This is a genomic window from Plasticicumulans acidivorans (genome assembly GCF_003182095.1).
In the GTDB taxonomy this organism is placed as follows: Bacteria; Pseudomonadota; Gammaproteobacteria; order Competibacterales; family Competibacteraceae; genus Plasticicumulans; species Plasticicumulans acidivorans.
The window spans coordinates 60077-82437 of sequence record NZ_QGTJ01000010.1; the positions used below are offsets into that span (position 1 = coordinate 60077).

General features: G+C 71.1%; 22 protein-coding genes and 1 pseudogene. 9 read left to right on the forward strand and 14 right to left on the reverse strand.

Annotation, left to right across the window (positions count from 1 at the left end; all coding sequences use genetic code 11):
* Position 1: 1 nt before the first annotated feature.
* The 4 genes from C7443_RS15660 to C7443_RS15675 are packed head-to-tail and all read left to right on the forward strand — an operon-like array spanning position 2 to position 4252.
* On the forward strand, positions 2 to 664 hold the full coding sequence (locus C7443_RS15660; RefSeq protein WP_110019563.1) for an HAD-IA family hydrolase: 663 nt from the start codon (positions 2 to 4) through the stop codon (positions 662 to 664).
* Positions 665 to 705: 41 nt separating this feature from the next.
* Positions 706 to 1710 carry a S49 family peptidase gene (locus C7443_RS15665; protein WP_110019564.1) on the forward strand — a complete coding sequence of 335 codons (1005 nt, stop codon included), beginning with the start codon at positions 706 to 708 and terminating at the stop codon, positions 1708 to 1710.
* A 50-nt stretch (positions 1711 to 1760) separates the two neighbouring features.
* Positions 1761 to 2357, forward strand: a complete 597-nt coding sequence (locus C7443_RS15670; protein WP_110019565.1) for a DUF2760 domain-containing protein — start codon at positions 1761 to 1763, stop codon at positions 2355 to 2357.
* Positions 2358 to 2407: 50 nt separating this feature from the next.
* Positions 2408 to 4252, forward strand: coding sequence for an Hsp70 family protein (locus tag C7443_RS15675; protein WP_110019566.1), 1845 nt, complete (start codon positions 2408 to 2410; stop codon positions 4250 to 4252).
* A gap of 25 nt (positions 4253 to 4277) precedes the next feature.
* Here the strand turns inward: C7443_RS15675 and C7443_RS15680 are convergent, their stop codons facing one another.
* The 6 genes from C7443_RS15680 to C7443_RS15705 form a co-directional block, all read right to left on the reverse strand.
* Positions 4278 to 4760 carry a GNAT family N-acetyltransferase gene (locus tag C7443_RS15680; protein ID WP_110019567.1) on the reverse strand — a complete coding sequence of 161 codons (483 nt, stop codon included), beginning with the start codon at positions 4758 to 4760 and terminating at the stop codon, positions 4278 to 4280.
* Positions 4753 to 5250, reverse strand: a complete 498-nt coding sequence (locus C7443_RS15685) for a phage tail protein (RefSeq protein ID WP_110019568.1) — start codon at positions 5248 to 5250, stop codon at positions 4753 to 4755. The genes C7443_RS15680 and C7443_RS15685 overlap by 8 nt, the downstream gene beginning before the upstream one ends.
* A 15-nt stretch (positions 5251 to 5265) precedes the next feature.
* A complete protein-coding gene (locus C7443_RS15690; RefSeq protein ID WP_110019569.1) occupies positions 5266 to 5784 on the reverse strand; it encodes a phage tail protein in 519 nt (172 codons plus the stop codon).
* 13 nt (positions 5785 to 5797) lie between these two features.
* Positions 5798 to 6304: a phage tail protein gene (locus C7443_RS15695; RefSeq protein ID WP_110019570.1), complete on the reverse strand. Its 507-nt coding sequence runs from the start codon at positions 6302 to 6304 to the stop codon at positions 5798 to 5800.
* 75 nt (positions 6305 to 6379) lie between these two features.
* Positions 6380 to 7081 carry a hypothetical protein gene (locus C7443_RS15700; protein ID WP_110019571.1) on the reverse strand — a complete coding sequence of 234 codons (702 nt, stop codon included), beginning with the start codon at positions 7079 to 7081 and terminating at the stop codon, positions 6380 to 6382.
* 177 nt (positions 7082 to 7258) lie between these two features.
* Positions 7259 to 7663: a winged helix-turn-helix transcriptional regulator gene (locus tag C7443_RS15705; protein ID WP_110019572.1), complete on the reverse strand. Its 405-nt coding sequence runs from the start codon at positions 7661 to 7663 to the stop codon at positions 7259 to 7261.
* A gap of 105 nt (positions 7664 to 7768) precedes the next feature.
* On the opposite strand from C7443_RS15705, the gene C7443_RS15710 reads away from it, so the two are divergent.
* From C7443_RS15710 to C7443_RS15720, 3 genes are all read left to right on the forward strand, one after another.
* On the forward strand, positions 7769 to 8758 hold the full coding sequence (locus C7443_RS15710; protein ID WP_110019641.1) for a quinone oxidoreductase family protein: 990 nt from the start codon (positions 7769 to 7771) through the stop codon (positions 8756 to 8758).
* 115 nt (positions 8759 to 8873) lie between these two features.
* Entirely contained in the window at positions 8874 to 10247 is a 1374-nt protein-coding gene (locus C7443_RS15715) for an aspartate aminotransferase family protein (RefSeq protein WP_110019573.1), read from the forward strand.
* Positions 10244 to 11599, forward strand: a complete 1356-nt coding sequence (locus tag C7443_RS15720; protein WP_110019574.1) for a glutamine synthetase family protein — start codon at positions 10244 to 10246, stop codon at positions 11597 to 11599. Before C7443_RS15715 ends, C7443_RS15720 begins: the two co-directional genes overlap by 4 nt.
* Positions 11600 to 11636: 37 nt before the next feature.
* Here the strand turns inward: C7443_RS15720 and ppk2 are convergent.
* From ppk2 to C7443_RS15755, 7 genes and pseudogenes are all read right to left on the reverse strand, one after another.
* Positions 11637 to 12580 (reverse strand): annotated as a pseudogene (gene ppk2, locus C7443_RS15725) (polyphosphate kinase 2); the annotation flags it as partial.
* Between the two features lie 136 nt (positions 12581 to 12716).
* Positions 12717 to 13055, reverse strand: a complete 339-nt coding sequence (locus C7443_RS15730; protein ID WP_110019575.1) for an antibiotic biosynthesis monooxygenase family protein — start codon at positions 13053 to 13055, stop codon at positions 12717 to 12719.
* A 269-nt stretch (positions 13056 to 13324) separates the two neighbouring features.
* Complete coding sequence (locus C7443_RS15735) at positions 13325 to 13954, reverse strand: pyroglutamyl-peptidase I (RefSeq protein ID WP_110019576.1); 630 nt, start codon at positions 13952 to 13954, stop codon at positions 13325 to 13327.
* Between the two features lie 77 nt (positions 13955 to 14031).
* Positions 14032 to 15603 (reverse strand): eCIS core domain-containing protein, encoded by a 1572-nt coding sequence (locus C7443_RS15740; RefSeq protein ID WP_110019577.1) that lies wholly within the window; start codon positions 15601 to 15603, stop codon positions 14032 to 14034.
* An 83-nt stretch (positions 15604 to 15686) separates the two neighbouring features.
* Positions 15687 to 16343, reverse strand: coding sequence for a hypothetical protein (locus tag C7443_RS15745; protein WP_110019578.1), 657 nt, complete (start codon positions 16341 to 16343; stop codon positions 15687 to 15689).
* 545 nt (positions 16344 to 16888) lie between these two features.
* Positions 16889 to 17323 (reverse strand): hypothetical protein, encoded by a 435-nt coding sequence (locus tag C7443_RS20170; protein WP_170123644.1) that lies wholly within the window; start codon positions 17321 to 17323, stop codon positions 16889 to 16891.
* A 241-nt stretch (positions 17324 to 17564) separates the two neighbouring features.
* On the reverse strand, positions 17565 to 18344 hold the full coding sequence (locus C7443_RS15755) for a UPF0149 family protein (protein WP_170123645.1): 780 nt from the start codon (positions 18342 to 18344) through the stop codon (positions 17565 to 17567).
* 121 nt (positions 18345 to 18465) lie between these two features.
* Here C7443_RS15755 and C7443_RS15760 point away from each other — a divergent pair, with 121 nt between their 5' ends.
* Positions 18466 to 21189, forward strand: coding sequence for an Hsp70 family protein (locus C7443_RS15760; RefSeq protein ID WP_110019580.1), 2724 nt, complete (start codon positions 18466 to 18468; stop codon positions 21187 to 21189).
* 34 nt (positions 21190 to 21223) lie between these two features.
* Positions 21224 to 21556 carry an SMR family transporter gene (locus tag C7443_RS15765; protein WP_110019581.1) on the forward strand — a complete coding sequence of 111 codons (333 nt, stop codon included), beginning with the start codon at positions 21224 to 21226 and terminating at the stop codon, positions 21554 to 21556.
* Positions 21557 to 21560: 4 nt separating this feature from the next.
* Here the strand turns inward: C7443_RS15765 and C7443_RS15770 are convergent, their stop codons facing one another.
* A complete protein-coding gene (locus tag C7443_RS15770; RefSeq protein ID WP_110019582.1) occupies positions 21561 to 22253 on the reverse strand; it encodes a helix-turn-helix transcriptional regulator in 693 nt (230 codons plus the stop codon).
* Positions 22254 to 22361: the final 108 nt, after the last annotated feature.

Here is a 22361-nt window from a genome sequence, read left to right on the forward strand (position 1 = left end):
AATGTCACACCGCTACGAGCTGCTCGTCTTCGACTGGGACGGCACGCTGATGGATTCCGAATTCCGTATCGTCGCCTGTTTGCGCGCGGCGAGCCACGACTGCGGCTTGCCCGAGCTCAGCGCGGCCGAGTACCGCCATATCATCGGCCTCGGCCTGCTCGAAGCCTGCGCGGTGCTCTACCCGGATGCTGACGCGGCGACACACGCGGCGTTGGCCGAGGCCTACAAGCAACAGTTCCTCTATCGCAATCCGGCGCAGATGCAGTTGTTCGACGGCGCCCGCGCCACGCTGGAGCAGCTGCGTGCTGCCGGCTACCGCCTGGCGGTGGCCACCGGCAAGAGCCGTGTCGGCCTCGACCGCGCCCTGCGCGACTCCGGCCTCGGTGCGCTGTTCGAAGCGACGCGCTGCGCCGATGAAACCGCTTCGAAACCCGATCCGCGCATGCTGTTCGAGTTGTATGCGGAACTCGACGTCGCCGCGGAGCGGGCGCTGATGATCGGCGACACCGAGTTCGATCTGGTGATGGCGCGCGCCGCCGGCAGCGGCGCGATCGCGGCGACCTACGGCGTGCATGCGCGTGAGCATCTGGCACGTTTCGAGCCGCTGGCTCACCTCGATGACATCGCCGAGCTGCCCGCGGTGCTTGCGACACTGACGGCCTGAAGCGGCGCGCTGCACAGCGCGCCCGAGTGGAGACTCCCCCGATGAGCGACGAGCGCAGGGCCTGGGACGAGCCGGCCACGCCCCCCGAACCGATGCGCCCGGCGCGCGAGCCCGATGCCCTGGCGCAGCTGGCGACGGTTGCCGCGCAGCTGCTGGTCGAGCAGCGGCGGGCACGACGCTGGAAACTGGTGTTCCGCATTGCCTGGTTCGCGCTGGCGGCGCTGCTGGTCAAGGCGATGATCGAGCAGACGGTCGACGGCTCCGGCGCAGTGATCGATGGCGGCGGGCGTCATGCCGCCGTGGTCGAGCTGAGCGGCCTGATCGCCAGCAGCGAGAGCGCCAACGCCGACCGTTTCGCCCAGGGCCTGAAGGCGGCCTTTGAAGACCGCGACGCCGCCGGCATCATCATCGCTATCGACAGCCCCGGCGGCAGCCCGGTGCAGGCCGGGCAGATGTATGCCGAGATTCGTCGCCAGCGCGCTGCGCACCCGGACAAGCCGGTGTACGCCGTGATCGGCGATGCCGGCGCTTCGGGCGGTTACTATGTCGCCGCCGCGGCGCAGGAGATCTACGCCGATCGCGCCAGCATCGTCGGCTCGATCGGCGTGCGCATGGACAGCTTCGGCTTCGTCGAGGCGATGAAAAACCTCGGCGTCGAGCGCCGGCTGCTGACCTCCGGTAACAACAAGGGGCTGCTCGATCCGTTCAGCCCGGAGAATCCGCAGCAGGTGCGCCATGTGCAAAGCCTGCTCGACAATATCCACGGCCAGTTCATCGCGGCGGTGAAAGAAGGCCGCGGCGAGCGCCTGAGCAACGATCCGGTGCTGTTTTCCGGTCTGATCTGGACCGGCGAGCAGGCCGTCGCGCTGGGCCTGATCGACGGCCTCGGCTCGACCCGCTCGGTGGCGCGTGACAAGCTCGGCACGGAACGCCTGAAGGATTTCACCCGTCGCGAGCGGGCGGTCGACCGCCTGTTCGGCAGCGTGGGGGCGAGCCTGGGCCAAGGCCTGCTGCGCGCCCTCGGCCTGGACGCAGCGCTGCGCTGAGCGGCGGCGTCCGCGGATCGCGATTCCGACCTGTTTGAAGGAGTTTTCCCGTGAGCGTGCCCACGCCCTCGATCTTTGAACGTTTTTTCCTCGCCTTCAGCGCCTTCGGCCGCACGCTGTTCTCCTCGCGCTTCGCCACCGGCGTTGCCGGGCTGCGTCAGGGTGAGGCACCGGCGCCCGCATCGCAGCCATCGCCCGCAGTGGCCGAGCCCGTGCCGGTAGCGCCCGTGCCGGCTGCGGCGCCGCAGCCGGTGATGCTGCGCGAGGCAACCCCCGACGCCGCGCTGCAGCTGCTCGGCCTGCTGCAGCAGGACGGCCGTTTCATCGATTTCCTGCAGGAGGACGTCGCCGCCTATTCCGACGCCGACATCGGCGCGGCGGCGCGCATCGTCCACGACGGTTGCCGCAAGGTCCTGCGCAACCACTTCGAACTGGCGCCGGTGCGCAGCGAGAACGAGGGCAGCCGGCTGACCATCCAGGCCGGCTTCGATCCCAACGCCCTGCGCCTGACCGGCAACGTCGTCGGCAGCGCGCCGTTCACCGGCACGCTGGTGCACCGCGGCTGGCGGGTGACCGAGGTGCGGCTGCCGAAGCTCGCCGACGGTCATGACGTCAGCGTCGTCGCTGCTGCCGAAGTGGAACTCTGACCCTCGCCGTACAGATCGCTGGCGCGCTGCGGCGCGCCCGGAGTCCGACCATGAGCGAATCCCGCTATTCCGTAGGCATCGATCTCGGGACCACGCACTGCGTGATGGCCGCCACTGACCTGTCGCTGGTCGATGGCGAGACCTACGTGCTGGAGCTTGAACCGATCAGCCAGCTGACGGCGCCCGGCGCCGTCGAAGAACGCACGCTGCTGCCCTCTTTTTTGTATCTGCCGCACGCTGACGAGCTGGCGCCGGGCGATTACACGCTGCCCTGGGGCGCGACCGAGGGCTTCGTCACTGGCGAGCTGGCGCGCAGCCTCGGCGCCAAGACGCCGCTGCGCCTGATCTCCAGCGCCAAGAGCTGGCTGTGTCACCCCGGCATCGACCGCCGCGGCCCGGTGCTGCCGATCGACGCGCCAGCCGAGGTCGCGCGCCTGTCGCCGTTCGACGCCACCGTGCGCTACCTCGAACACCTGCGCGCCAACTGGGACTTCCGTCATCCCGAGCTGCCGCTCGGCGAGCAGCAGCTGACCATCACCGTGCCGGCGTCCTTCGATCCGGCGGCGCGCGAGCTGACCGCCGAGGCGGCGCGGGCCGCCGGGCTGGCCGATTTCATCCTGCTCGAAGAACCGCAGGCGGCGCTGTACTCGTGGATCGAGGCCAGCGCCGGCAACTGGCGCAAGCAGGTCAAGGTCAACGACGTCATCCTCGTCGTCGACCTCGGCGGCGGTACGGCCGACTTCTCGCTGATCGCCGTCACCGAACGCGAGGGCAGCCTGGAACTGACCCGCGTCGCCGTCGGCGAGCACATCCTGCTCGGCGGCGACAACATGGACCTGGCGCTCGCCCACGTGCTGCGTGCCAAGCTCGCCGCCAGTGGCACCAACCTCGAACCCTGGCAGGTGCAGGGCCTGGTGCACGGCTGCCGCGCCGCCAAGGAGCAGATCCTGGTCGATGCCGAGGTGCAGACCGTGCCGGTGGTGGTGCCGAGCCGCGGCTCCAGGCTGATCGGCGGCACCCTGCGCACCGAACTGACCCGCGAGGAAGTCGAACGCACGCTGGTCGAAGGCTTCTTCCCGCAGATCGACGCCGCTGCCCGTCCGGCGACGCGCGCGCGTACCGGCCTGACCCGCCTCGGCCTGCCGTATGCGCAGGATGCCGGCGTCACCCGCCATCTGGCCGCCTTCCTCGGCCGGCAGATCGACGCTGCTGCGGCCTGCGGCATCGAGCTGCCGGCGCATGCGAGTTTCCTGCACCCGACCGCGGTGCTGTTCAACGGCGGCGTGTTCAAGGCCGGCGTGCTGGCGCAGCGCGTGCTCGGCGTGCTCAACGATTGGCTGCAGGCCGAGAGCGCCCCGGACGCGCGGCTGCTGAGCGGCATTCACCTCGACCACGCCGTCGCCCGGGGTGCGGCCTATTACGGTGGCGTGCGCGGCGGTCGCGGTGTGCGCATCCGTGGCGGCACCGCGCGCAGCTACTACGTCGGCATCGAGAGCAGCATGCCGGCGGTGCCCGGTCTGGAGCCGCCGATCGAGGCGCTGTGCGTGGCCCCCTTCGGCATGGAGGAGGGCACCGAGGCCGAGCTGCCGGCGCAGGAAGTCGGTCTGGTGGTCGGCGAGCCGGTGCGTTTTCGCTTTTTCGGCTCCTCGACGCGGCGCGAGGATCGGGTCGGCGCGGTGCTCGAATTCTGGGGACCGGAGGAGCTGGAGGAGCTGCCGGAGATCGAGGCGACGCTGCCGGCCGAAGGCCGCACGCCCGGCGAAGTCGTACCGGTGCAGCTGCACGCGGTGGTGACCGAAGTCGGCACGCTGCGTCTGGAGGCGGTGTCGCCGGACTCCGGCGAGCGCTGGAACGTCGAGCTCGAAGTGCGCGCCGTCGACACCGAAGCGGTCTGAGCCGCGCCCCACGCGGGCGCCGCGTTCAGTCCCGGCTCCGTGGCGGCCGCCACAGTTCGAGGTAGACCGTCTCCGCACGGCTTTCGCGAAACCCCAGGCGCACATAGAGCCGGCGCGCCGGGTTATCGCAGGCGACACAGGCCGTCAGCGCCACACCGGCGGCATCGGCGGCGGCGAGCAGCTTGGTGAGTACGGTGCCACCGAGGCCGCGGCCGCAGCAGTCCGGCAGCAGCGCGATGTCGACCAGTCGCCAGCGCTGCACTTCGCGCTGCACGACCAGGCGGCCGATCGGCTGTCCGGCCAGTTCCACGATCGAACGTTCGGCCTGCGGAAAGCGTCGGCGGTAGTCCGCCGCCTGAGCGAGGAACTGCCCGTGCAGCAGTGTCGCCAGGGCCTCCGGCGCCAGTGCCAGCGTCGCGAACACTGCCGCGCGCTGGGCGATGAACAGGCTCTCGACGAAAGCCGCGTCCTCGGCGCATTCCGCGCGCAGGCTCAGCGCTTCAGTCACGGGACGGGAAGATGCCCTGCAGCGCGATCACCCAGTACAGGCACTGGTAAGGCTGCATGTTCGAATGCGGTTGGCTGCCACCGGCACTGCCGGCGGCAGCGGCCATCGTCGCATTCGCCGTTGGTGCATACAGCGCGTTACCGCCGGCGTCGGCGGCCCACACGGCGTTTTCCGGGTTGCGCTGGGTGCCGGCCTCGGCGCGACAGGTCGTGGCGTGGCTGTGCTGCGGCATCTGCGCGGCGTTCAGCGTCACCGTCGCCTCGCCGCTCGCCGTCCCCAGGCGCAGCGTGTCACTCACGCCGAGCGGTACCCGGCCGCGCAGGTCGGGCAGGGCGAAGGTGCGGATGCCGTCGCCGCCGTAGGTGGTGCCGAGCAGCGAGAACAGCGCCGCGTTCTGCGCGATCGGCAGCAGCTGGCCTTCGCAGGTCGCCCAGCCGCGCGGCGGGTAGGTGAAGCCGACCAGCTTCAGTTCACCGATGAACGGATCCATGCTCTTGCTCCCGGCTCAGCTGCGTGGAGGGTAGATGCCGCTCAGCGCGATGCAGTAATTCACCGCGAGACTGGGCTGCATATTGTCGTGGGCCTGGCCGCCGCCGCTGGTACCGAGCGTGTCGACGGCCATCTGCGCATCGGCGCCGGCCGCGTAAACTGAGCTGCCACCGGCATCGGCGGCCCAGTCGTTCGCCGGTGCAGCGCCGCTGTTGCCGGCGGCGGCGTTGGCGAGTGCAGCATGGCTGTGCATCGGCAGCTGGCTGCCCGTCAGCGTGACGCTGCTCGCGCCGCCCTGCTCGCCAAGCAGGCGCGGACTGAGGCCGGGACCGCTGCCTTGGCCGATGGGCACGTTGCCGCGCAGGTCCGGCAGCGCGAAGGTGCTGCGGCCGTCGCCACCGTAGGTGACGCCGAGGATCGAAAACAGCGCCGTATTCTGCGCGATCGGCAGCAGCTGGCCGGCGCAGATGGCCCAGCCGCGCGGCGCGAAGGAAAAGGCAAAGGCCCGGATTTCCCCGAGAAATGGCTCGCTCACGGCATGTCTCCTGTCAGCTGCGCGAGGGGTAGATACCTTCCAGCGCGACGATGAAGTTCAGCGCGAGGAAGGGCTGCATGTTCTCGTGCGGTTGGCTGGCGCCGGCCGGAGCGACGGCGCCGGCCGCCAGCGCACTGCCGCCGAGCGTCGTCGAATACGGTGCGACGTTGCCGCTGCCGTCGCTGGCCCAGTAGCCGCCGCTCGGTGTCAGCGTCTGTGCCACGCTGGCGCAGCGCAGCGGATGACTGTGCGCCGGTAGCTGGGCGGTGGTCAGCGTGACGTTCTCGCTGCCGCCGAGGGCGCCCTGGAGCAGTCCCTGGCCGGCGTGCGGCGCACAGCGTCCGCGCAGGTCGGGCAGCCCGAAGGTATTGATGCCGTCGCCACCGTAGAGGGTGCCGAACAGGCTGAACAGCGCGTCATTCTGACTGATCGGCAGCAGGCGGCCGTCGCACAGCGCCCAGCCGAGCGGTGCATAAGTGCCGGCGAAAAGGCGGATTTCCCCGAGAAACGGATCGGACATGGCAGTCTCCCCGCAGCGCAACGAAGGGGCAGCGGGCGCGCCGCGGCGCTGCCCAGCGAAAGTGCGGCCGGGTCGTCAGCGCCGGCGGCGGACCAGGCCGAGGCCGAGCAGCGCCAGGGCCAACGTACCCGGTGCCGGGACCGGCGTCGGACCGCCGCCATTGCCGGTCCCGGTGCTGATCGACAGCGCCGCGAAGTCGAGGCCGGCGCCGTTGTTCGGTGTATCGCCGAGGATGCCGCTGCCCGGTCCCTGCAGCGTCAGGCTGAAGGTCGCGCTGCCGTCGGTGAGGGCGGCCAGCGCCGCGGCCGGCAGGTCCACCGTGTAGTAGACCTCGGTGCCGGTGTAGGCGGGCGTGGCTTCGAGCACGGCGTTGAGCAGGGCGGTGAGGTCGACACCGTCAACCGTGAACGCCGCCACCTGGTTGCCGGTGGCGGCGGAGTCGCCGTCATAGAGGCCGATCTGGATCGTCGCCGACAGCACCGGGTCGGCGATCGGTCCGCCGTAGGCGGCGAAGGTCCAGCTGGCCGTGAAATTCGAGCCGCCCGTTACGTCGCTGCCGATGAACTGGTTGAAGGGGGCTGGATCGCCGCCGTTGGCGCCGGTGAAGGTCGCCGTGCCGATGCGGTGATTGATGGCGTCCGGGTCACCGTTGGGCAGCCCCGGATCGCTGGGAAAATCGATGTCGCCGAGCTGCTGGCTCAGCGTTACGGCGCCGGCGGGCAGCGCGGTGACGGCCAGCAGCGCCGCGGCGAGCGGCGCAAGAACGGAGCGGTGCATGGCGGGAGATCCTTGGCGGCAGGCGATGCCTGCAGTGGCATCGCACGACCGGCGTCGCCGAAAATGCCCTGCAGTGACAGAAACATAGCCGTGGTCAGGCCAAAGTAAAGCGGACCACCACACCACTTCACTGCAGACCCGCGCGTGCCGCTGCCGTGCCGCGGACGGGCGTGCACTTCAGTCCGCCGGGGCCTCGGCGCGGGGGGCGTTCAGCCGGGCACTGACCTCGGCGCAGGCGGCGAGGCGCGACAGTTCACCTTGCTCGCGGGCATGCCGCTGGCCCCACTCGCACAGTGTCAGCAGGATCGGCCGCAGGCTCTGGCCGAGCGGGGTGGCGGCGTACTCGACATGCGGCGGTACCGCGGCATGGACCGTGCGCAGCAGCAGGCCGTGTTCCTCCATTTCGCGCAGCTGCGCCACCAGCGTTTTCTGGCTGGCCTGCGGCGCCAGCCGCGTCAGCTCGGAGAGGCGCAGCGGGCCGTCGAACAGGTGATAGAGCACGATCGCTTTCCAGCGACCGCTGAGCACGCGCAGCGCGCGCTCCACCGGCAGGCTCGGCAAGTGCTTGATCGGCGTGGACATGGCAGTTTCCTCCCGGTGACTAACAGCAGGCTGTGTGGCTGGCGCGGCCGCGGCGGCGGGCGTTTCGATGGCGCACTCCTGTTCACGCCTGCTGAGGTCAGCATCATGCACGCCATCCAGTTCAGCCGCTTCGGCGGCCCCGAAGTTCTCGAAGTCGTCGACTTGCCGACGCCCGCCATCGGCCCCGGCCAGCTGCTGGTGCGCTGCGCCGCTGTCGGCGTCAATTTCGCCGAGACGCTGCAGCGCCAGGACCGCTACGCGCTGACACCGTCGCTGCCGGCGGTTCCCGGTGTCGAAGCTGCTGGCACGGTGGCGGCGATCGGCCCCGGCGTCGACGGCTTTCGCCTCGGCGAGCGCGTCGCCGCACCGCTGTTCGCGGCCGGTGCCCACGGCGGTGGATACGCGCAGTACGTGCTGATCGATGCCGCCTGGGCGGTGCCGCTGCCGGACGGGCTGAGCTGGGAGGCGGCCGTCGCGCTGCAGGTGCAGGGCCTCAGCGCGCTGGCGCTGAGCCGGCAGGTGCCAGTGGCCGGGCGCAGCGTGCTGATCACCGCCGCCGCCGGCGGTGTCGGCTCGCTGCTGGTGCAGCTCACCCGCCAGGCCGGCGCGCGGCAGGTGATCGCGGCGGTCGGTGCTGCCGACAAGCTCGACTTCGTGCGCGCACTCGGTGCCGATGTCGCCCTCGACTACAGCCAGCCGGACTGGACGGCGGCGCTGCGGGCGGCGAGTGGTGGCCAGGGGCCGGAGCTGGTCTACGAGTCGGTCGGCGGCGCGGTGACGATGGACTGCCTGCAGCAGCTGGCGCCCGGCGGGCATCTGCGCATCTTCGGCGCGCTCAACATCCAGTCCTTCGCGCTCGGCGTGCCCGAGCTGCTCGGCCTGATCTTCCGCAATCAGAGCCTCGGTGGCTTCGCGCTGGTGCCGCTGCTGACGCCGCAGCGCGTGCGGCACGACCTCGCCGAGCTGTATGCGCAGGCGCTGGACGGACGCCTGCAGGTGCATGTCGGCGGCTGCTACCCGCTGGCCGAGGCGGCCAGCGCACATCGGGCGCTGGAGGCGCGCGGTACGCGCGGCAAACTGCTGCTGCTGGCCTGAATCCCGGCCGCCGGCGGGGCGTTCACGGCGCCTGCCGGCGGAGTGCAGGCGGATTTGCTGGCCCGCGCGGGGGCGCCGCATAGTGCGCGGCGTTTTCCCCCACGAGGTCCAGACCATGGCCGTTCGCGACGCCATCGCAACCGAACGCATCGACGCCCTGATCGCGCGTGAAAGCGCGCGTTTCCGTGAGATCCACCCGCAATCCCGCCGCCTCGGCGCGCGCGCGCTGGCCCATCTGCCGGATGGCGTGCCGATGCACTGGATGAGCGACTGGGGCACCGAGTTTCCGCTGTTCCTGCAGCAGGCGACCGGGGCGCGGCTGCGTGACGTCGATGGCATCGACTACGCCGACTTCTGCCTCGGCGACACCGGTGCGATGTTCGGCCATTCGCCGCCGGCGGTCGCCGAGGTGCTGCGCGCGCGCGCCGGGAGCGGCTTTACCGCGATGCTGCCGGGCGAGGATGCGATCGCCGCCGCCGAGAACCTGGCCGCGCGCTTCGGCCTGCCGTACTGGCAGTTCGCCACCACGGCCTCCGACGCCAACCGCTTCCTGCTGCGCGTGGCACGCGCGGCCAGCGGGCGGCGCAAGCTGCTGGTATTCCATGGCTGCTACCACGGCGCCGTCGATGAGACCTTCGTGCGTCTGGGCGCCGACGGTCGCGCGCTGCCGCGGCCGGGGCAGCTGGCGCCGGCCTTCGATCCCAGCCTCGATACCCGCGTCGTCGAGTTCAACGACCTCGCGGCCGTCGAGGCGGCCCTCGCCGACGGCGAGGTCGCCGCGCTGCTCACCGAGCCGGCGCTGACCAACATCGGCATCGTGCCGCCGGCGCCGGGTTTTCTCGCCGGGCTGCGCGCGCTGACCCGCCGCTACGGCACGCTGCTGCTGATCGATGAAACCCACACCATCAGCGCCGGCCCTGGCGGCTGCACCCGTGCCTGGGGACTGGAACCCGACGGTCTGGTGCTCGGCAAGCCGCTCGCCGGCGGTCTGCCGGCCTCGGCCTGGGGCCTGAGCGCGGCGCTGCGCGAGCGCCTGGCGGCGGTGCGCGAGACGGTCGCCGGCGGCCATTCCGGCATGGGTACGACGCTGTCGGCGAATGCGCTGACGCTGGCCTGCGTGCGCGCCAATCTCGAACAGGTGATGACCGCGGCGGCCTACGCGGACATGTTCGCGCTGGCCGATCGCCTCGAAGCCGGCCTCAATGCGCTGATCGCCCGCTTCGCGCTGCCCTGGTGCGTGGTGCGCCTCGGCGCGCGCATGGAGATCGACTTCACGCCGCAGCCGCCGCGCAACGGCAGCGAGGCCGCGGCGGCGATGCGCCCGGCGCTGGAGCAGGCGCTGCACCTGTACCTGCTCAACCGTGGCCTGCTGGTCACCCCGTTCCATACCATGTTGCTGCTCAGTCCGCACACCGCGGCTGCAGACATCGACCGGCTGTGCGCCACACTCGGCGCCGCGCTGGCCGAACTGACCGGAGTCGAAGCATGAGTTTCCCCCCACGCCAGCCGCAGGAAGCGGCGGATTTCCTCGCCGCCAACCCGGACATCGAAGCCGTCGACCTGATCCTCACCGACGCCAACGGCGTCGCCCGCGGCAAGCGCCTGCGCCCGCACGAACTGGCGCAGGTCTACGCCCACGGCCGCTACCTGCCGGGCTCGATCCTCGGCCTCGATCTGCTTGGTCACGACGTTCACGACACCGGCCTGGTCTGGGACGACGGCGATGCTGACCGCCTGTGCCTGCCGGTCGCCGGCTCGCTGGTGCGCTCGCCGTGGCAGCCGCGGCCGACCGCGCAGGCGCTGCTGTCGATGTACGAGCTCGACGGCCGCCCGGCGCACGGCGATCCGCGTCACGCGCTGGCGCGCGCCGTCGGCCGCCTCGGCGAGCTCGGCTACACGCCGGTGGCGGCGATCGAGCTGGAGTTCTATCTGCTCGACGCCGCCAGCATCGCCAGTGGCCGGCCGCGGCCGATCGGCAGCCGTGCGGAGACGACGCGCGTCTATGAGGTCGACGCGCTCGATGAGCTCGGCGAATTCCTCAGCGATCTGCACCGCGCCGCCGACGTGCAGGGCGTGCCTTCGGAGACGGCGATCTCCGAGTTCGCGCCGGGGCAGTACGAGCTGACGCTGCATCACCGCACCGACGCGCTGCGCGCGGTCGACGAGGCGATCATGTGGAAGCGCCTGGTGCGCGGCGTCGCCGCCCGCCACGGCATGGCGGCGACCTTCATGGCCAAGCCCTTCACCGGCCAGTCCGGCAGCGGCATGCACGTGCACGTCAGCCTCAACGATCGCGACGGCCGTAATGTCTTCGCCGCCGAGGACCCGGCCGGCACGCCGCTGCTCGGCCAGGCCATCGCCGGGCTGATGCTGACGATGGCCGATGCGCAGGCGGTGTTCGCGCCGCATGCCAACAGCTACCGGCGCTTCCGCGCGCAGAGCTACGCGCCGCTGATCGCCAACTGGGGCATCAACAACCGCTCGGTCAGCCTGCGCATCCCGGCCGGTCCGGCGCCGTCGCGCCATCTCGAACACCGCGTCGCCGGTGCCGACGCCAATCCTTATCTGGTGCTCGCGGTGGTGCTCGAAGGCATCCGCAAGGGCCTGCTGGAACGCCTCAACCCGGGCGCGCCGGTGCTGGCCAACGGCTATGACCACCCCGGCGAGCGCATCCCCGCCACCTGGCTCGACGCCATCGAGCGGGCCGAGGCCTCGGCCTTCCTGCGCGAGGCGCTGGGCGCGGATTTCCTGCGCGTCTACACCGCGATCAAGCGCCAGGAGTGGGACAAGTTCGACGCCGAGGTCAGCGAGCTCGACTGGCGCTGGGGCCTGGGCATCTGACACCACCGCCCCCCGCGCCGCGCGGGGGGCGTGAGGCTCAGTACTTGGTGATGACGTTTTCCTCGTTCGCCAGCACCTCGGAGCCGGCGCCGACCAGCTTGGCATCGGGCGCGCAGGCGACGTGGAGGTTCTTGTCCGGGTAGGGCAGGGCGTGCAGGAAGGCGCGCATGCAGTTCAGGCGGGCGCGCTTTTTGTCGTCGGACTTGATCACCGTCCACGGCGCATCGGCGGTGTCGGTGTGGAAGAACATCGCCTTCTTCGCCTCGGTGTAGTCGTCCCACATGTCGAGCGACTTGATGTCGATCGGCGACAGCTTCCAGTGCTTGAGCGGATCGTCGCGGCGCGAGATGAAGCGGCGCAGCTGCTCCTCGCGGCTGACCGAGAACCAGAACTTGAACAGGTGCACGCCGCTGTTGACCAGCATGCGTTCGAGCTGTGGCGTCTGGCGCATGAATTCGAGGTATTCCATCGGCGAGCAAAAGTTCATCACCCGCTCGACGCCAGCGCGGTTGTACCAGGAGCGGTCGAAGAACACCATTTCGCCGGAGGTCGGCAGGTGGTTGATATAGCGCTGGAAATACCACTGCCCGCGCTCGGTGTCGGAGGGTTTTTCGAGGGCGACCACGCGTGCGCCGCGCGGGTTGAGGTGCTCCATGAAGCGCTTGATGGTGCCGCCCTTGCCAGCGGCATCGCGGCCCTCGAACAGCACGACGATCTTCTGCCCGGTGTCCTTGACCCAGCTCTGCACCTTCAGCAGCTCGATCTGCAGCCTGGCCTTCTGCGCCTCGTATTCGCCGCGGCGCATGCGCTGGCGGTAGGGGTAACTCTGCGGCAGCGGCGCGACGTCGCTGTCTTCATTGCTGCCGCTCGGCGCGTGGGCGACACGCAGCGCCATCGGCGCGTGGCTGACGGACTCGATCTCGGCGGCCGCCTGCGGGTTGGGGGTGTCGTCCGTGGTCGCTTCGGCGGCCGCGTCGGCTTCTGGCGGGATGGCGACGTCCTCGTCGCGCGGAGTTTCGAGCTCGGTCAATTTTGCGTCCTCTGTGACAGGTGCATGACACAGGCTAGACCCTCGCGCACGACTTGCGGCATGAGGCGCATCAACGCGCCGGCCGCCTCAGTCTTCCGGCCGGCCGCTGGCGCGCTCGACACGGGCGATGCGCAGTTCGTAGTCGAGGTACCAGTGTTCGCGGCCGCGCTGCTGCGCGACGCGGTGCTCGACCTGCTCGCGCCAGGCGGTGATGTCTTCCAGCGTGCGCCAGTAGGAGACGGTGATACCGAAGCCGTCGTCGCCGCGTGCACTCTCGACGCCGAGGAATCCCGGCTGCTGCGCGGCCAGTTCGAGCATGCGCGTGGCGGTTTCGCTGTAGCCGTGGGAGCCGGCGCTGCGCTGCGAGGAGAAGATCACCGCGTAGTACGGCGGCTGCGGCGTGCGGGCGAAGGTGGATCCGCTCATGGCGAGGCTCTCTGCTGGCAGTGGAAACGACAGCCTAGCGGGAACGTGTGGCGCTGATGAAACTGAGCGCAGCCGCCGCACCCGTTGGTGAGGCTGCGAAACTGCGCCGGATCGACGCTGGCCGCCATGGTGACGGCGGAGCGATCAGGAGCGGCAGCAGGAGATGCAGGCGGCAAAACCGGCGGCGAGCGCGGATGCGGGCGCGGCGGGCAGGATCAGCCTTTTCTGCATGCCGTGACGCTGCCGAGCACGACTGCACAGGCCGGTGCTCAGGCGTCGGCGGCGAGGGCCTGCAGTATCAGCGTCAGCGCCGTGCGCGTCATCGCCAGCGGCATGAACGGTGTTTCCGGCCAGTGGGTTTGCGCCTGCACCGGCAGCGGCGGAATGTGGATGAAGCCGCAGCGGCGGGCTGGCGCCTGCTGCGCTGACAGATGCAGGGCCAGGTAGAGCAGCTGGTTGCACAGGTAATTGCCGGCGTGGTTCGAGCACACCGCCGGAATGCCTTCGGCGTTGAGGCGATCGGCCAGCTGCTCCTGTCGCGGCAGCGTGCTCCAGTACGCCGCCGGACCGTCGGTGACGATGCGCTCGCCGCGCGGCAGCGCGCCGTCATTGTCGGGGAGCGTGAAGTCGAGCAGGTTGCTCGCCAGGCGTTCGAAGCCGATGCGGTTGCGCCCGCGCGCCTGACCGACGAACACGCAGTACTGCGGCGTGCAGCGGCTCCACAGTTCGAGCAGCGCCGGCTGCAGCCGTGCGCAGCTCAGCGGCAGCACCGCGTAGTGCAGCGTCGCCGGCAGTGTCTGCAGCGCCGCCGGCGGCTCCTCGCGCAGCGATTCGACGAGGATGCGCGAGGCGTTCAGTTCGTCGGCGGCGGCTTCGAAGCCGGTGAGCAGGATGTTCATGGCGTCAGGATGTTCATGTGATCTGCCTCTGTGGACGCTCCGGTCCGGCGGGTCGCCGCGTCACGCTGCCGGCGCGCTCAGTCCTCGATGCGGTAGGCGCGCGAGCCGCGGCCCCATTTGCCGATGAACTCGAACCAGCTTGGTTTTGCGGCGATCTGCGGGTCGAAGATGATCAGGCGGCCATCCTGCTTGACCGTGGCGCGCACCACGTGTTTCAGCGTGGCGGTGCTTTCGCCGCCGAACACCAGATAGTGGCCCGGGGTCAGCCGGTTGGCGCCGAGATCGTAGGCCTGCTGCGACAGCGGTTTACCGGTGGCGCGCTCGAAGTAGTTCCGCGCGCTCTGCAGGTTGATGTCGCGTCCGCTCAGCATGTTCGAGGTTTCGCCGTACTCGGCGGCGAGGCGTTCCTCGGTCCACAGCTCCTTGGTCAGCCGCGTTTTCTCGACGGCGCTGACGCAGCCCAGGCAGTTGTTCGGTACCGCGCCGGCGCGCACGCCGGGCAGCTCCAGTTCGCGGCTCGGATTGAACCACGGCTCGCGCAGACGGCCGGCGACGCTGGCCAGTTCATCACCGCCGATGTGCGCCGCCTCCTTGCGCGCGAACATGCGCGCCCCGCCGCGCAGCAGCGCACCGGCACCACGGCCGGCGAGGCCGACCAGCGGCACCCAGTCGAGCGGCCCGAGCCCTTCCGACTCGATCGGCGCCTCGGCGATGTGCACGTCGACGACCTTACCGTAGCGGTCCATCGTCACCCGCCAGCCGAGGTTGTCGGTGCCATAGCGCACCACGTAGCCGACGATCTCGCTCTGGCCGACATAGGGGCTCTGCAGCACCGGCACGACATAATTGATCTTCTCGCCGCGGTAGCTCTGCTTGGTGTAGCCCTTGAGCAGGTAGCTGGCGAACTCCGCCGACTCGTCATCGGGCAGGTAGTTGAGGATGTTGAGCGCCTGATTGGCCGAAGCCGCGCCCGGCGTGAAGCGCCGGCCGAAGTCCACGCCGCTGTGCTGGATGCCGCGCGGCGCGCCGTGGCAGGCGCCGCTCGGGCAGCGCTCGCCGCGTATCAACGGCCAGTCCCGCTCGGCGCCGGGCTGCGGCTGGCGCTGCAGCAGCGTCGGCGCCACGCTCGGGGCGCCGATGGCCGGTGGCGTGGTGCCGCGGCCGAGCGCTGCGGCACTGCGCTCGGCCTGGGCTTCCTGGGCCGAGTCGGCCGCTGCGAGCGTGTAGCCGGTGTCCGCCCGCCCGCTGCGCGACTGCAGCGTATGCGTGAGCTCGTGGGCGAGCAGCGCGCGGCCGGTGCGGCTGTGCGGTGCGTAGCGGCCGGCAGCGAACACGATGTGCTGGCCGGCGCTGAAGGCCTCGGCGCGCAGCGCACGTGCGGCGCGGTCGGCCTGCGCATCGGTATGCACGCGCACCGCGCCGAGCCCGTGACCGAAGCGCTGCTCCATCAACTCGCGCGCGCCGGCTTCCAGCGGCGCGCCCGGCTGATGCAGCGCGCTGCCGACCGCCTCGGCGTGACAGCGCGGGCAGTGGCCGCCGCAGGGGCAGGCATGCGCCCGCGACGGCGCCGTCATCGAGGCGGCCGGCGTCGGGCGGGGCGTGCCGCCGCGCCGCCCGGTGCCGGGCTGAGCATGGGCGAGGTTGTACATCGCGCATCCCCCTGCGTGCGGACTCGGAGGCTCCGGCTCGCCCGGCCGCACGCGTTCCGGGGGGCTGGTGGTGCGCCCGGCGCTCAGCCGCCGAGTTTCGCCCCGAGCGCGAAAGCGCCGCCGACGAGCGTCGCCGCGGCGATCAGCACCGACCACAGCTGCGCCGGTTTCAGCTCGCCGAGCAGCTGGGCGACGCTGCGCTCGCCGGGGTTGGCCGCCACGCTGGCGGGCGCCAGCGCGGCGCGGGGCATGGGCGGCTTGAGCTTGGCTTTCCAGCTCGACAGCACGCCGTTGAATACCGGTGTGGCGAGCGCGGCCGGGTCGAGGCGCACGCTCTGCACATACCAGTCGAAGCCTGTTTCCAGCAGGCCGTCGGCGCGCACGCCGTCCTCGACCAGCACCAGCAGCGGATAGCCGCGGCTGTAGGCCAGTGCCGCCTCGATCTGGTTCCACGGCGTCGCCAGCTTGACGTCGGCGAGCGCCGCTTCCTGCACGCCGCCGCGTTTTTCCACGCCGTGGTCGATGTGCAGCCGTTCCAGCGCGATGACCACCACACCGGCGCAGCGGTCGAGCAGCTCGGTCACTGCGCGAAACGGCGATTCGGAGCTGAAGCTGTTGCGGCCAACGGTGTGCGGCACCAGGCCCTCGGCGCGCAGGCGCTCTTCGACGGCGCGCACGAAGGCTTCCTGTGCGGCAGTGGCGGTGCTGCCGACGCTGACGAATACCGGGGTGTCGGGCATCGGCGCGGTCTCCGGCGGAGCAGGCGGGCTGCGGGCATGTTCACCGCCCGCAGGCGGTCGACATGAGCAAAGGTTTAGACGGCTTTGCCGCCGACATCAGCTGCGGATCGCCGGCAACTGCCTGCGGCTTGCCGGCGCACCGTAAGGTGGTTCAGACAGTGGTCTCTCTGCGCCTTCCGGCCCTGCATGGCTGGCGGATCGCAGGCCTTGGCGGCGGTGGCGATGCGAGCGCCGTCGAGGTCGATGCTGGGGCGCATGGCTATCCTCACTGCGCGTCCTCGAAGCTCCTGCCGCTACGCGGCCGTGTGCGGGCATGACCGACATCCTCAGCCGCTGCGTGGGCGTTGCGCCCGCCCGCCGGTGCCCCGGCCGGGCTGATGGCCCCGCCATTCCGGTCAGGCGGATGGGCTGCTGCGATGCCTAGCCATTGAACTGCTGCGGGTGCCGCGGACAGTCAGGACAGTACTGCAGCGGGTGTGGCGAGCGGCCGGGAACGGTGGTCGGTGGCCGCATTGCAGGACCGTCCCGGCCGATGCGGCTGGGTTTCAGGCCGGCGCGCGGGCGTGCTGCAGCCGCCGGCGCACGGCAGCGCCGGCACAGACGGCGAGCGGCAGTTCGAGCAGTCCCCAGACCACGGTGAACAGCGCGACCCGCGGCGTGACATAGCCTGCGAGCAGCATCCCCCACTGCACCCAGGCCCAGACCAGGAACCAGACGATCAGGCCGGCTACCACCGCGGCTACCAGTGGCCGCGGGAATGCACTCTGCAGCACGCCGGCGAGCCAGACCGCGAAGCCGCCGAGCAGCAGCAGTTTGAGCAGGCCCTGCGCAGCCACCGCGGGGCCGGGCTGCGGCAGCTCGAAACGGGCGAACAGTTCGGCCCAGTCACCGGCCAGCAGGGTCAGATTGAGCACGGCCTCGCCAAGGACGATCAGCAGACCGGTGGTGATGCCGCCGGCGAGCAGGGGGAACAGATGCATGCGCAGACTCCGCTGGTGGACAACGGCCGCCGCCGCGAGCCGGCGGCCCGGGCGTCGGGGATGGCGAACGCGGCGTCCGTTGCACCTCGGCACGAGCGGGCACCGCCGCTGCTCAGTCGCACGGCGCGGCGAAGGCTGTCTGTGAGCGCCGGCACAGGCTGCGCCGCGCGTCACTCGCCGGCTGCGGCGGTGCCGGCGGGTGGGCGGTCGGTGCCGGCGTATTCAGCGGCCGGCCGGTGCTTCAGTCGTCGTTCGCGGCGGCGCCGCAGCACTTCTTGTATTTCTTGCCGCTGCCACAGGGGCAGGGGTCGTTGCGGCCGATTTTCTCGCTGCGGATCGGCGTCTGGCCGCTGGCGTAGCCGGCGTCGTCGCGCGCCGGGCCGTTCAGCGAGTCGATCAGCAGCACGGCGGCGCCGAGCGAGTCGATCAGCTCCTCGATGCGCTCCGGCGTCAGCGCGGCGATTTCCTCGCGCACCATCGGCGGCAGGTCCTGTTCGTCGGCTTCGATGCCGCCGGCTTCCTGGGCGTCGTGGATCGCGCGGTAGCACAGCGTCACGATCGGTTCGAGCGCCAGGCGCAGCGGTGCGTCGCGCTCGGGGTCATCGGTGACCGGTTCGCCGGCGAGCGCTTCCTGCCAGGGTTCGCTGCTGTCGACGGCGTCCATGAAGCCGAGCACCCAGTCCTCATAGAGCGTGAACGGCTGGCCGTCCTCGTCTTCGGCGACGAACAGCAGCGGCAGGAATTCCTCGGCCATGTTGAGGTCAGCCTCGATCTCCAGCCACATGCGCCCGAGCAGTGCGCGGATGCGCCGTTCCTCGCGCTCGTTGGCGAACTCGGCATCGGCGAGGACTTCGTCGATGGCATCGGCGAAGCCGAGCGGCGCCGGGCCGCACTGCTCGGCGGTGAAGAAGCCGTGGGCCGAACCGAGCGTCAGCGTGCCGCGTTCGGCCTCGGCCTGCTCACTGAGGAAACGGTCGAGTTCGTCCAGCTCGGCATCGTTAAGTGGCTGAAATTCGGTCATGACGGCGCACCCAGCGCGGTGATTGGGCCGGGAATCATTGGCCCGAAAGATGTCGCTTGCAAGCGCGCCGCGTGCCGCCCCCGTACAATGCGCGGCCTTTGCGCGCAGGGAGAACGTCCGCATGTCCCGTTATCTGGTCGGCATCGACCTCGGTACCACGCACACCCTGGTGGCCTGTGCCGACACCCTGGCGGCGACGCCGGAAATCGAACTGTTCGCGCTCGAACAGCTGGTGGCACCGGGCGAGGTGGCGGCGCGGCCGCTGCTGGCCTCGATGCGCTACCACCCGGCCGCCGGCGAGCTCAACGCCGCTGACCTCGGCCTGCCGTGGGCGGCCTGGGACGGCAGCGCGGTGATCGGTGAACTGGCGCGCGAGCTCGGCGCCAAGGTGCCGGGGCGGCTGGTCACCAGCGCCAAGAGCTGGCTGTCGCATCCGGGGGTCGACCGCACCGCACCGATCCTGCCGTGGGGCGCGGACGCCTCGGTGGCGCGCATCTCGCCGCTCGATGCCAGCGCCTCCTACCTGGCTTATGTGCGCGCCGCCTGGGATTACCACCATCCGCAGGCGCCGCTGGCGGCGCAGGAGATCGTGCTGACGCTGCCGGCCTCCTTCGATGAAGGCGCGCGGCTGCTGACGGTGGAGGCGGCCCGGCGCGCCGGTCTGCCGCAGGTGCGTCTGCTCGAAGAGCCGCAGGCCGCCTGCTACGACTGGACCGCGCGCCACGCCGAGCAGCTGGTCGCGGCGCTCGCCGACGTGCACCTGCTGCTGGTGGTCGACGTCGGCGGCGGCACCACCGACCTGACGCTGATCCGCGTCGAGCACGACGATGACGCGCCCAGGCTCACCCGTGTCGCTGTTGGCGAACACCTGATGCTCGGCGGTGACAACATGGACCTGATGCTGGCGCACGTCGCCGAGCGCCGCCTGCTCGCCGACGGCGAGCGCCTCGGTGCCGGGCAGCTGGCGCAGCTGATCCAGCAGTGTCGCAACGCCAAAGAGCGGCTGCTGGCCGCCGAGGCGCCCGAGGCGGCGCGCGTCACGCTGCTCGGCGGCGGCAGCCGGCTGATCGGCGCGGCGCGTTCGGTGAGCTTCAGTCGGGACGAGGTGCGTGAGTGGCTGGTCGAGGGCTTCCTGCCGGTCTGCGCTGCCGACGACCGGCCGAGCGGCCGGCGTGCGGCGCTGGTCGAATTCGGTCTGCCGTATGCCGCCGATGCGGCGATCACCCGCCACATCGCGGCCTTCCTCGGCCGGCATCAGGTGGCGGCGCGCGCCGCGCTCGGCGACGCGGCGGACGACGGTCTGGCGCTGCCCGATGGCCTGCTGCTCAACGGCGGCGTGTTCCATGCCCACGCGCTGAGCGCCCGGCTGCTCGACGTGTTGGCACAGTGGCGCGGCGGCGAGCCGCCGCGGCGGCTGGCCAACGCCGACCCGGATCTGGCGGTCGCCCGCGGTGCGGTGGCGGCGGCGCTGGCACGGCGCGGCACCGGCGTGCGCATCGGTGGCGGCTCGGCGCGCAGTTACTGCCTGCTGCTCGATGCCGAGGGCGAACAGCGCCAGGCGGTGTGCGTGCTGCCGCGCGGCAGTGAGGAAGGTCAGGAACTGGCGCTGGCCGGGCGCAGCTTCCGCCTGCGGCTCGGCGAGCCGGTGCACTTCTCGCTGGTGGCCAGCGCCGAGGATCAGCCGCGCGCCGCCGGCGAGCTGCTGGTGCCGGACATCGCGCTGTACTCGCCGCTGCCGCCGGTGGCGACGGTGCTCGACGGCCACGGCGAGGCGCAGGTGCAGCTGGTCGCCAGCCTGTCGACGGTCGGCACGCTGGCGCTGGCCTGCGCCGAACTCGGCGGCGCCGAGCGGCGCTGGAATCTGGAATTCCAGCTGCGCGGCGAGGGGGCCGAGGCGCTGCCGGCGCAGGCGCAGCATCCGCGCTTCGACGAGGCCGCCGACCGCATCCTGCGCTTCTACGGTGGTCGGGCGAAGGATGTGAACCCGAAGGAGATCAAGTCGCTGCGCGCAGATCTGGAAAAACTGCTCGGCGCGCGCGAGCACTGGGATACGCCGCTGCTGCGCGAGCTCGGCGGCGTGCTCTGGGAGGGCGCGCGGCGGCGGCGGCGCTCGGCCGATCACGAGCGCCTGTGGTGCTCGCTGATCGGTTACGCGCTGCGCCCCGGCTTTGGCCATGCGCTCGACGACTGGCGTGTCGCCCAGCTGTGGACGCTGTTCCCGCAGGGCGTGCAGTACGCCGGCGATGCCCAGGTGGTCGCCGAGTGGTGGACGCTGTGGCGGCGCGTCGCCGGCGGCCTGGGTGAAGCGGCGCAGTGCGCGCTGCTCGACGCTATCGAGCCCGATCTGCCGGCGCTGGCCAAGGGCAGCAAGGCGAAGCCGGGCACCGACGACCGCATCCGCCTGGCCGGGGCGCTGGAGCGGGTGCCGGCGGCGCGCAAGGTCGCCGTCGGCGAGACGCTGCTGGCGCGGCTCGGTCACAAGGGCGAGTCGAACCAGACCTGGTGGGCGCTCGGCCGCCTCGGCGCGCGGGTGCCGTTCCACGGCAGCGCGCACGCCGTGGTGCCGGTCGAGGTTGCCGAGCGCTGGTGCGCGGCGGCACTCGCCGTCGACTGGAAAGCCGCGCCGCCGGCGGCACTCGCCGCGACCCTGCTGGCGCGGCTGAGCGGCGATCGTGCGCGTGACATCGACGCCGGCCTGCGCGCGCAGGTCGCCGAGCAGCTGCGGGCGACGAAGCAGCCGGAGAACTGGGCGCGGCTGGTCGAGGCCGTCGTCGAACTGGATGAAGCCGACCGCAAGCGCGTGTTCGGCGAGGCACTGCCGCCGGGCCTGCGCCTGGCGGACTGACAGCTGCACCGCGGGTGCGGCGCGAGCGGAGTGGATGATGGGTTACCTGTACCTGACGATCGCGATCGTCGCCGAAGTGATCGCCACCAGCGCGCTGAAGGCGTCCGACGAGTTCAGCCGGCTGTGGCCGAGCGTGCTCGTCGTCATCGGCTACGGCATCGCCTTTTATTTTCTGACGCTGACCCTGCGCACGCTGCCGGTCGGCATCGCCTACGCCATCTGGTCGGGGCTCGGCATCGTGCTGGTGTCGACCATCGGCTGGCTGTTGTTCGGCCAGCGCCTCGATCTGCCGGCGATCCTCGGCATGGGGCTGATCATCGCCGGCGTCGCCGTCATCAATGTGTTTTCACGGGTGGCGGCGCACTGAGCGCTCAGTCTCCGTGTTCGGCGCAGGCGACGGCGGCCAGGTAGCGGCGCAGTTCAGCGCCGTCGCCGGCATCGAAGCGTTCCGCCAGCGCTTCCAGTGCGGTGATGCGGTCGACGCGGAAGGTGCGGTAACTGCCGCGCAGTTCGCACCAGGCGGCGAGCGTCCACACCCGTCCCCAGTAGAACAGGCCGAGCGGGCGCACCGTGCGCCGGCTGGCTTCACCGTCGGCGCGGCGGTAGTCGAGACGCAGCTTGCAGGTCGCGCCGATCGCCCGGCGCAGTTCGCCGAGGGCGATGCGCGCCTGCTCCGGCACGTGGAAGTCCGGCACGATCAGGGCGCTGCGTGTCAGCTGCGGGCGCAGCGCGACCGGCAGCGCCGCCTCGACCTTGGCCAGTGCGCGCTCGGCTGCCGCACCGAGCCCGGCGTCGGCCCAGCTGCGCACCACCTGGGCACCGAGCAGCAGGGCTTCGAGTTCCTCCGGCGTGAACATCAGCGGCGGCACCTGATAACCGCGGCGCAGGCGGTAGCCGACGCCGGCGGCGCCGTCGACCGGTACGCCGCTGGCGACCAGGTCGGCGACATCGCGATAGATGGTGCGCTCGCAGACTTCGAGTTCGGCCGCCAGCGCCCGGGCGGTGAGCACGCGGCCGCCGCCGAGCAGCAGCACCAGACGAAACAGGCGATCGGCGCGCCGCATCGGTGAGCCTCCTGACAACAGGCTGTCAGCATAGCGCGGCGTGGCGGGGGGCTTCGGCAGGGCTGCTGACAGTACGCTGGCAGCAGGCCCGCGGCAGGCTGTGCCCCG

Coding starts and splice junctions, on each gene's coding strand:
- C7443_RS15660 (WP_110019563.1), top strand. CDS start 2: ATGTCACACCGCTACGAGCTGCTCGTCTTCGACTGGGACGGCACGCTG.
- C7443_RS15665 (WP_110019564.1), top strand. CDS start 706: ATGAGCGACGAGCGCAGGGCCTGGGACGAGCCGGCCACGCCCCCCGAA.
- C7443_RS15675 (WP_110019566.1), top strand. CDS start 2,408: ATGAGCGAATCCCGCTATTCCGTAGGCATCGATCTCGGGACCACGCAC.
- C7443_RS15685 (WP_110019568.1), bottom strand. CDS start 5,250: ATGGATCCGTTCATCGGTGAACTGAAGCTGGTCGGCTTCACCTACCCG.
- C7443_RS15695 (WP_110019570.1), bottom strand. CDS start 6,304: ATGTCCGATCCGTTTCTCGGGGAAATCCGCCTTTTCGCCGGCACTTAT.
- C7443_RS15700 (WP_110019571.1), bottom strand. CDS start 7,081: ATGCACCGCTCCGTTCTTGCGCCGCTCGCCGCGGCGCTGCTGGCCGTC.
- C7443_RS15705 (WP_110019572.1), bottom strand. CDS start 7,663: ATGTCCACGCCGATCAAGCACTTGCCGAGCCTGCCGGTGGAGCGCGCG.
- C7443_RS15710 (WP_110019641.1), top strand. CDS start 7,769: ATGCACGCCATCCAGTTCAGCCGCTTCGGCGGCCCCGAAGTTCTCGAA.
- C7443_RS15715 (WP_110019573.1), top strand. CDS start 8,874: ATGGCCGTTCGCGACGCCATCGCAACCGAACGCATCGACGCCCTGATC.
- C7443_RS15720 (WP_110019574.1), top strand. CDS start 10,244: ATGAGTTTCCCCCCACGCCAGCCGCAGGAAGCGGCGGATTTCCTCGCC.
- C7443_RS15730 (WP_110019575.1), bottom strand. CDS start 13,055: ATGAGCGGATCCACCTTCGCCCGCACGCCGCAGCCGCCGTACTACGCG.
- C7443_RS15735 (WP_110019576.1), bottom strand. CDS start 13,954: ATGAACATCCTGCTCACCGGCTTCGAAGCCGCCGCCGACGAACTGAAC.
- C7443_RS15740 (WP_110019577.1), bottom strand. CDS start 15,603: ATGTACAACCTCGCCCATGCTCAGCCCGGCACCGGGCGGCGCGGCGGC.
- C7443_RS15745 (WP_110019578.1), bottom strand. CDS start 16,343: ATGCCCGACACCCCGGTATTCGTCAGCGTCGGCAGCACCGCCACTGCC.
- C7443_RS20170 (WP_170123644.1), bottom strand. CDS start 17,323: ATGCATCTGTTCCCCCTGCTCGCCGGCGGCATCACCACCGGTCTGCTG.
- C7443_RS15755 (WP_170123645.1), bottom strand. CDS start 18,344: ATGACCGAATTTCAGCCACTTAACGATGCCGAGCTGGACGAACTCGAC.
- C7443_RS15760 (WP_110019580.1), top strand. CDS start 18,466: ATGTCCCGTTATCTGGTCGGCATCGACCTCGGTACCACGCACACCCTG.
- C7443_RS15765 (WP_110019581.1), top strand. CDS start 21,224: ATGATGGGTTACCTGTACCTGACGATCGCGATCGTCGCCGAAGTGATC.
- C7443_RS15770 (WP_110019582.1), bottom strand. CDS start 22,253: ATGCGGCGCGCCGATCGCCTGTTTCGTCTGGTGCTGCTGCTCGGCGGC.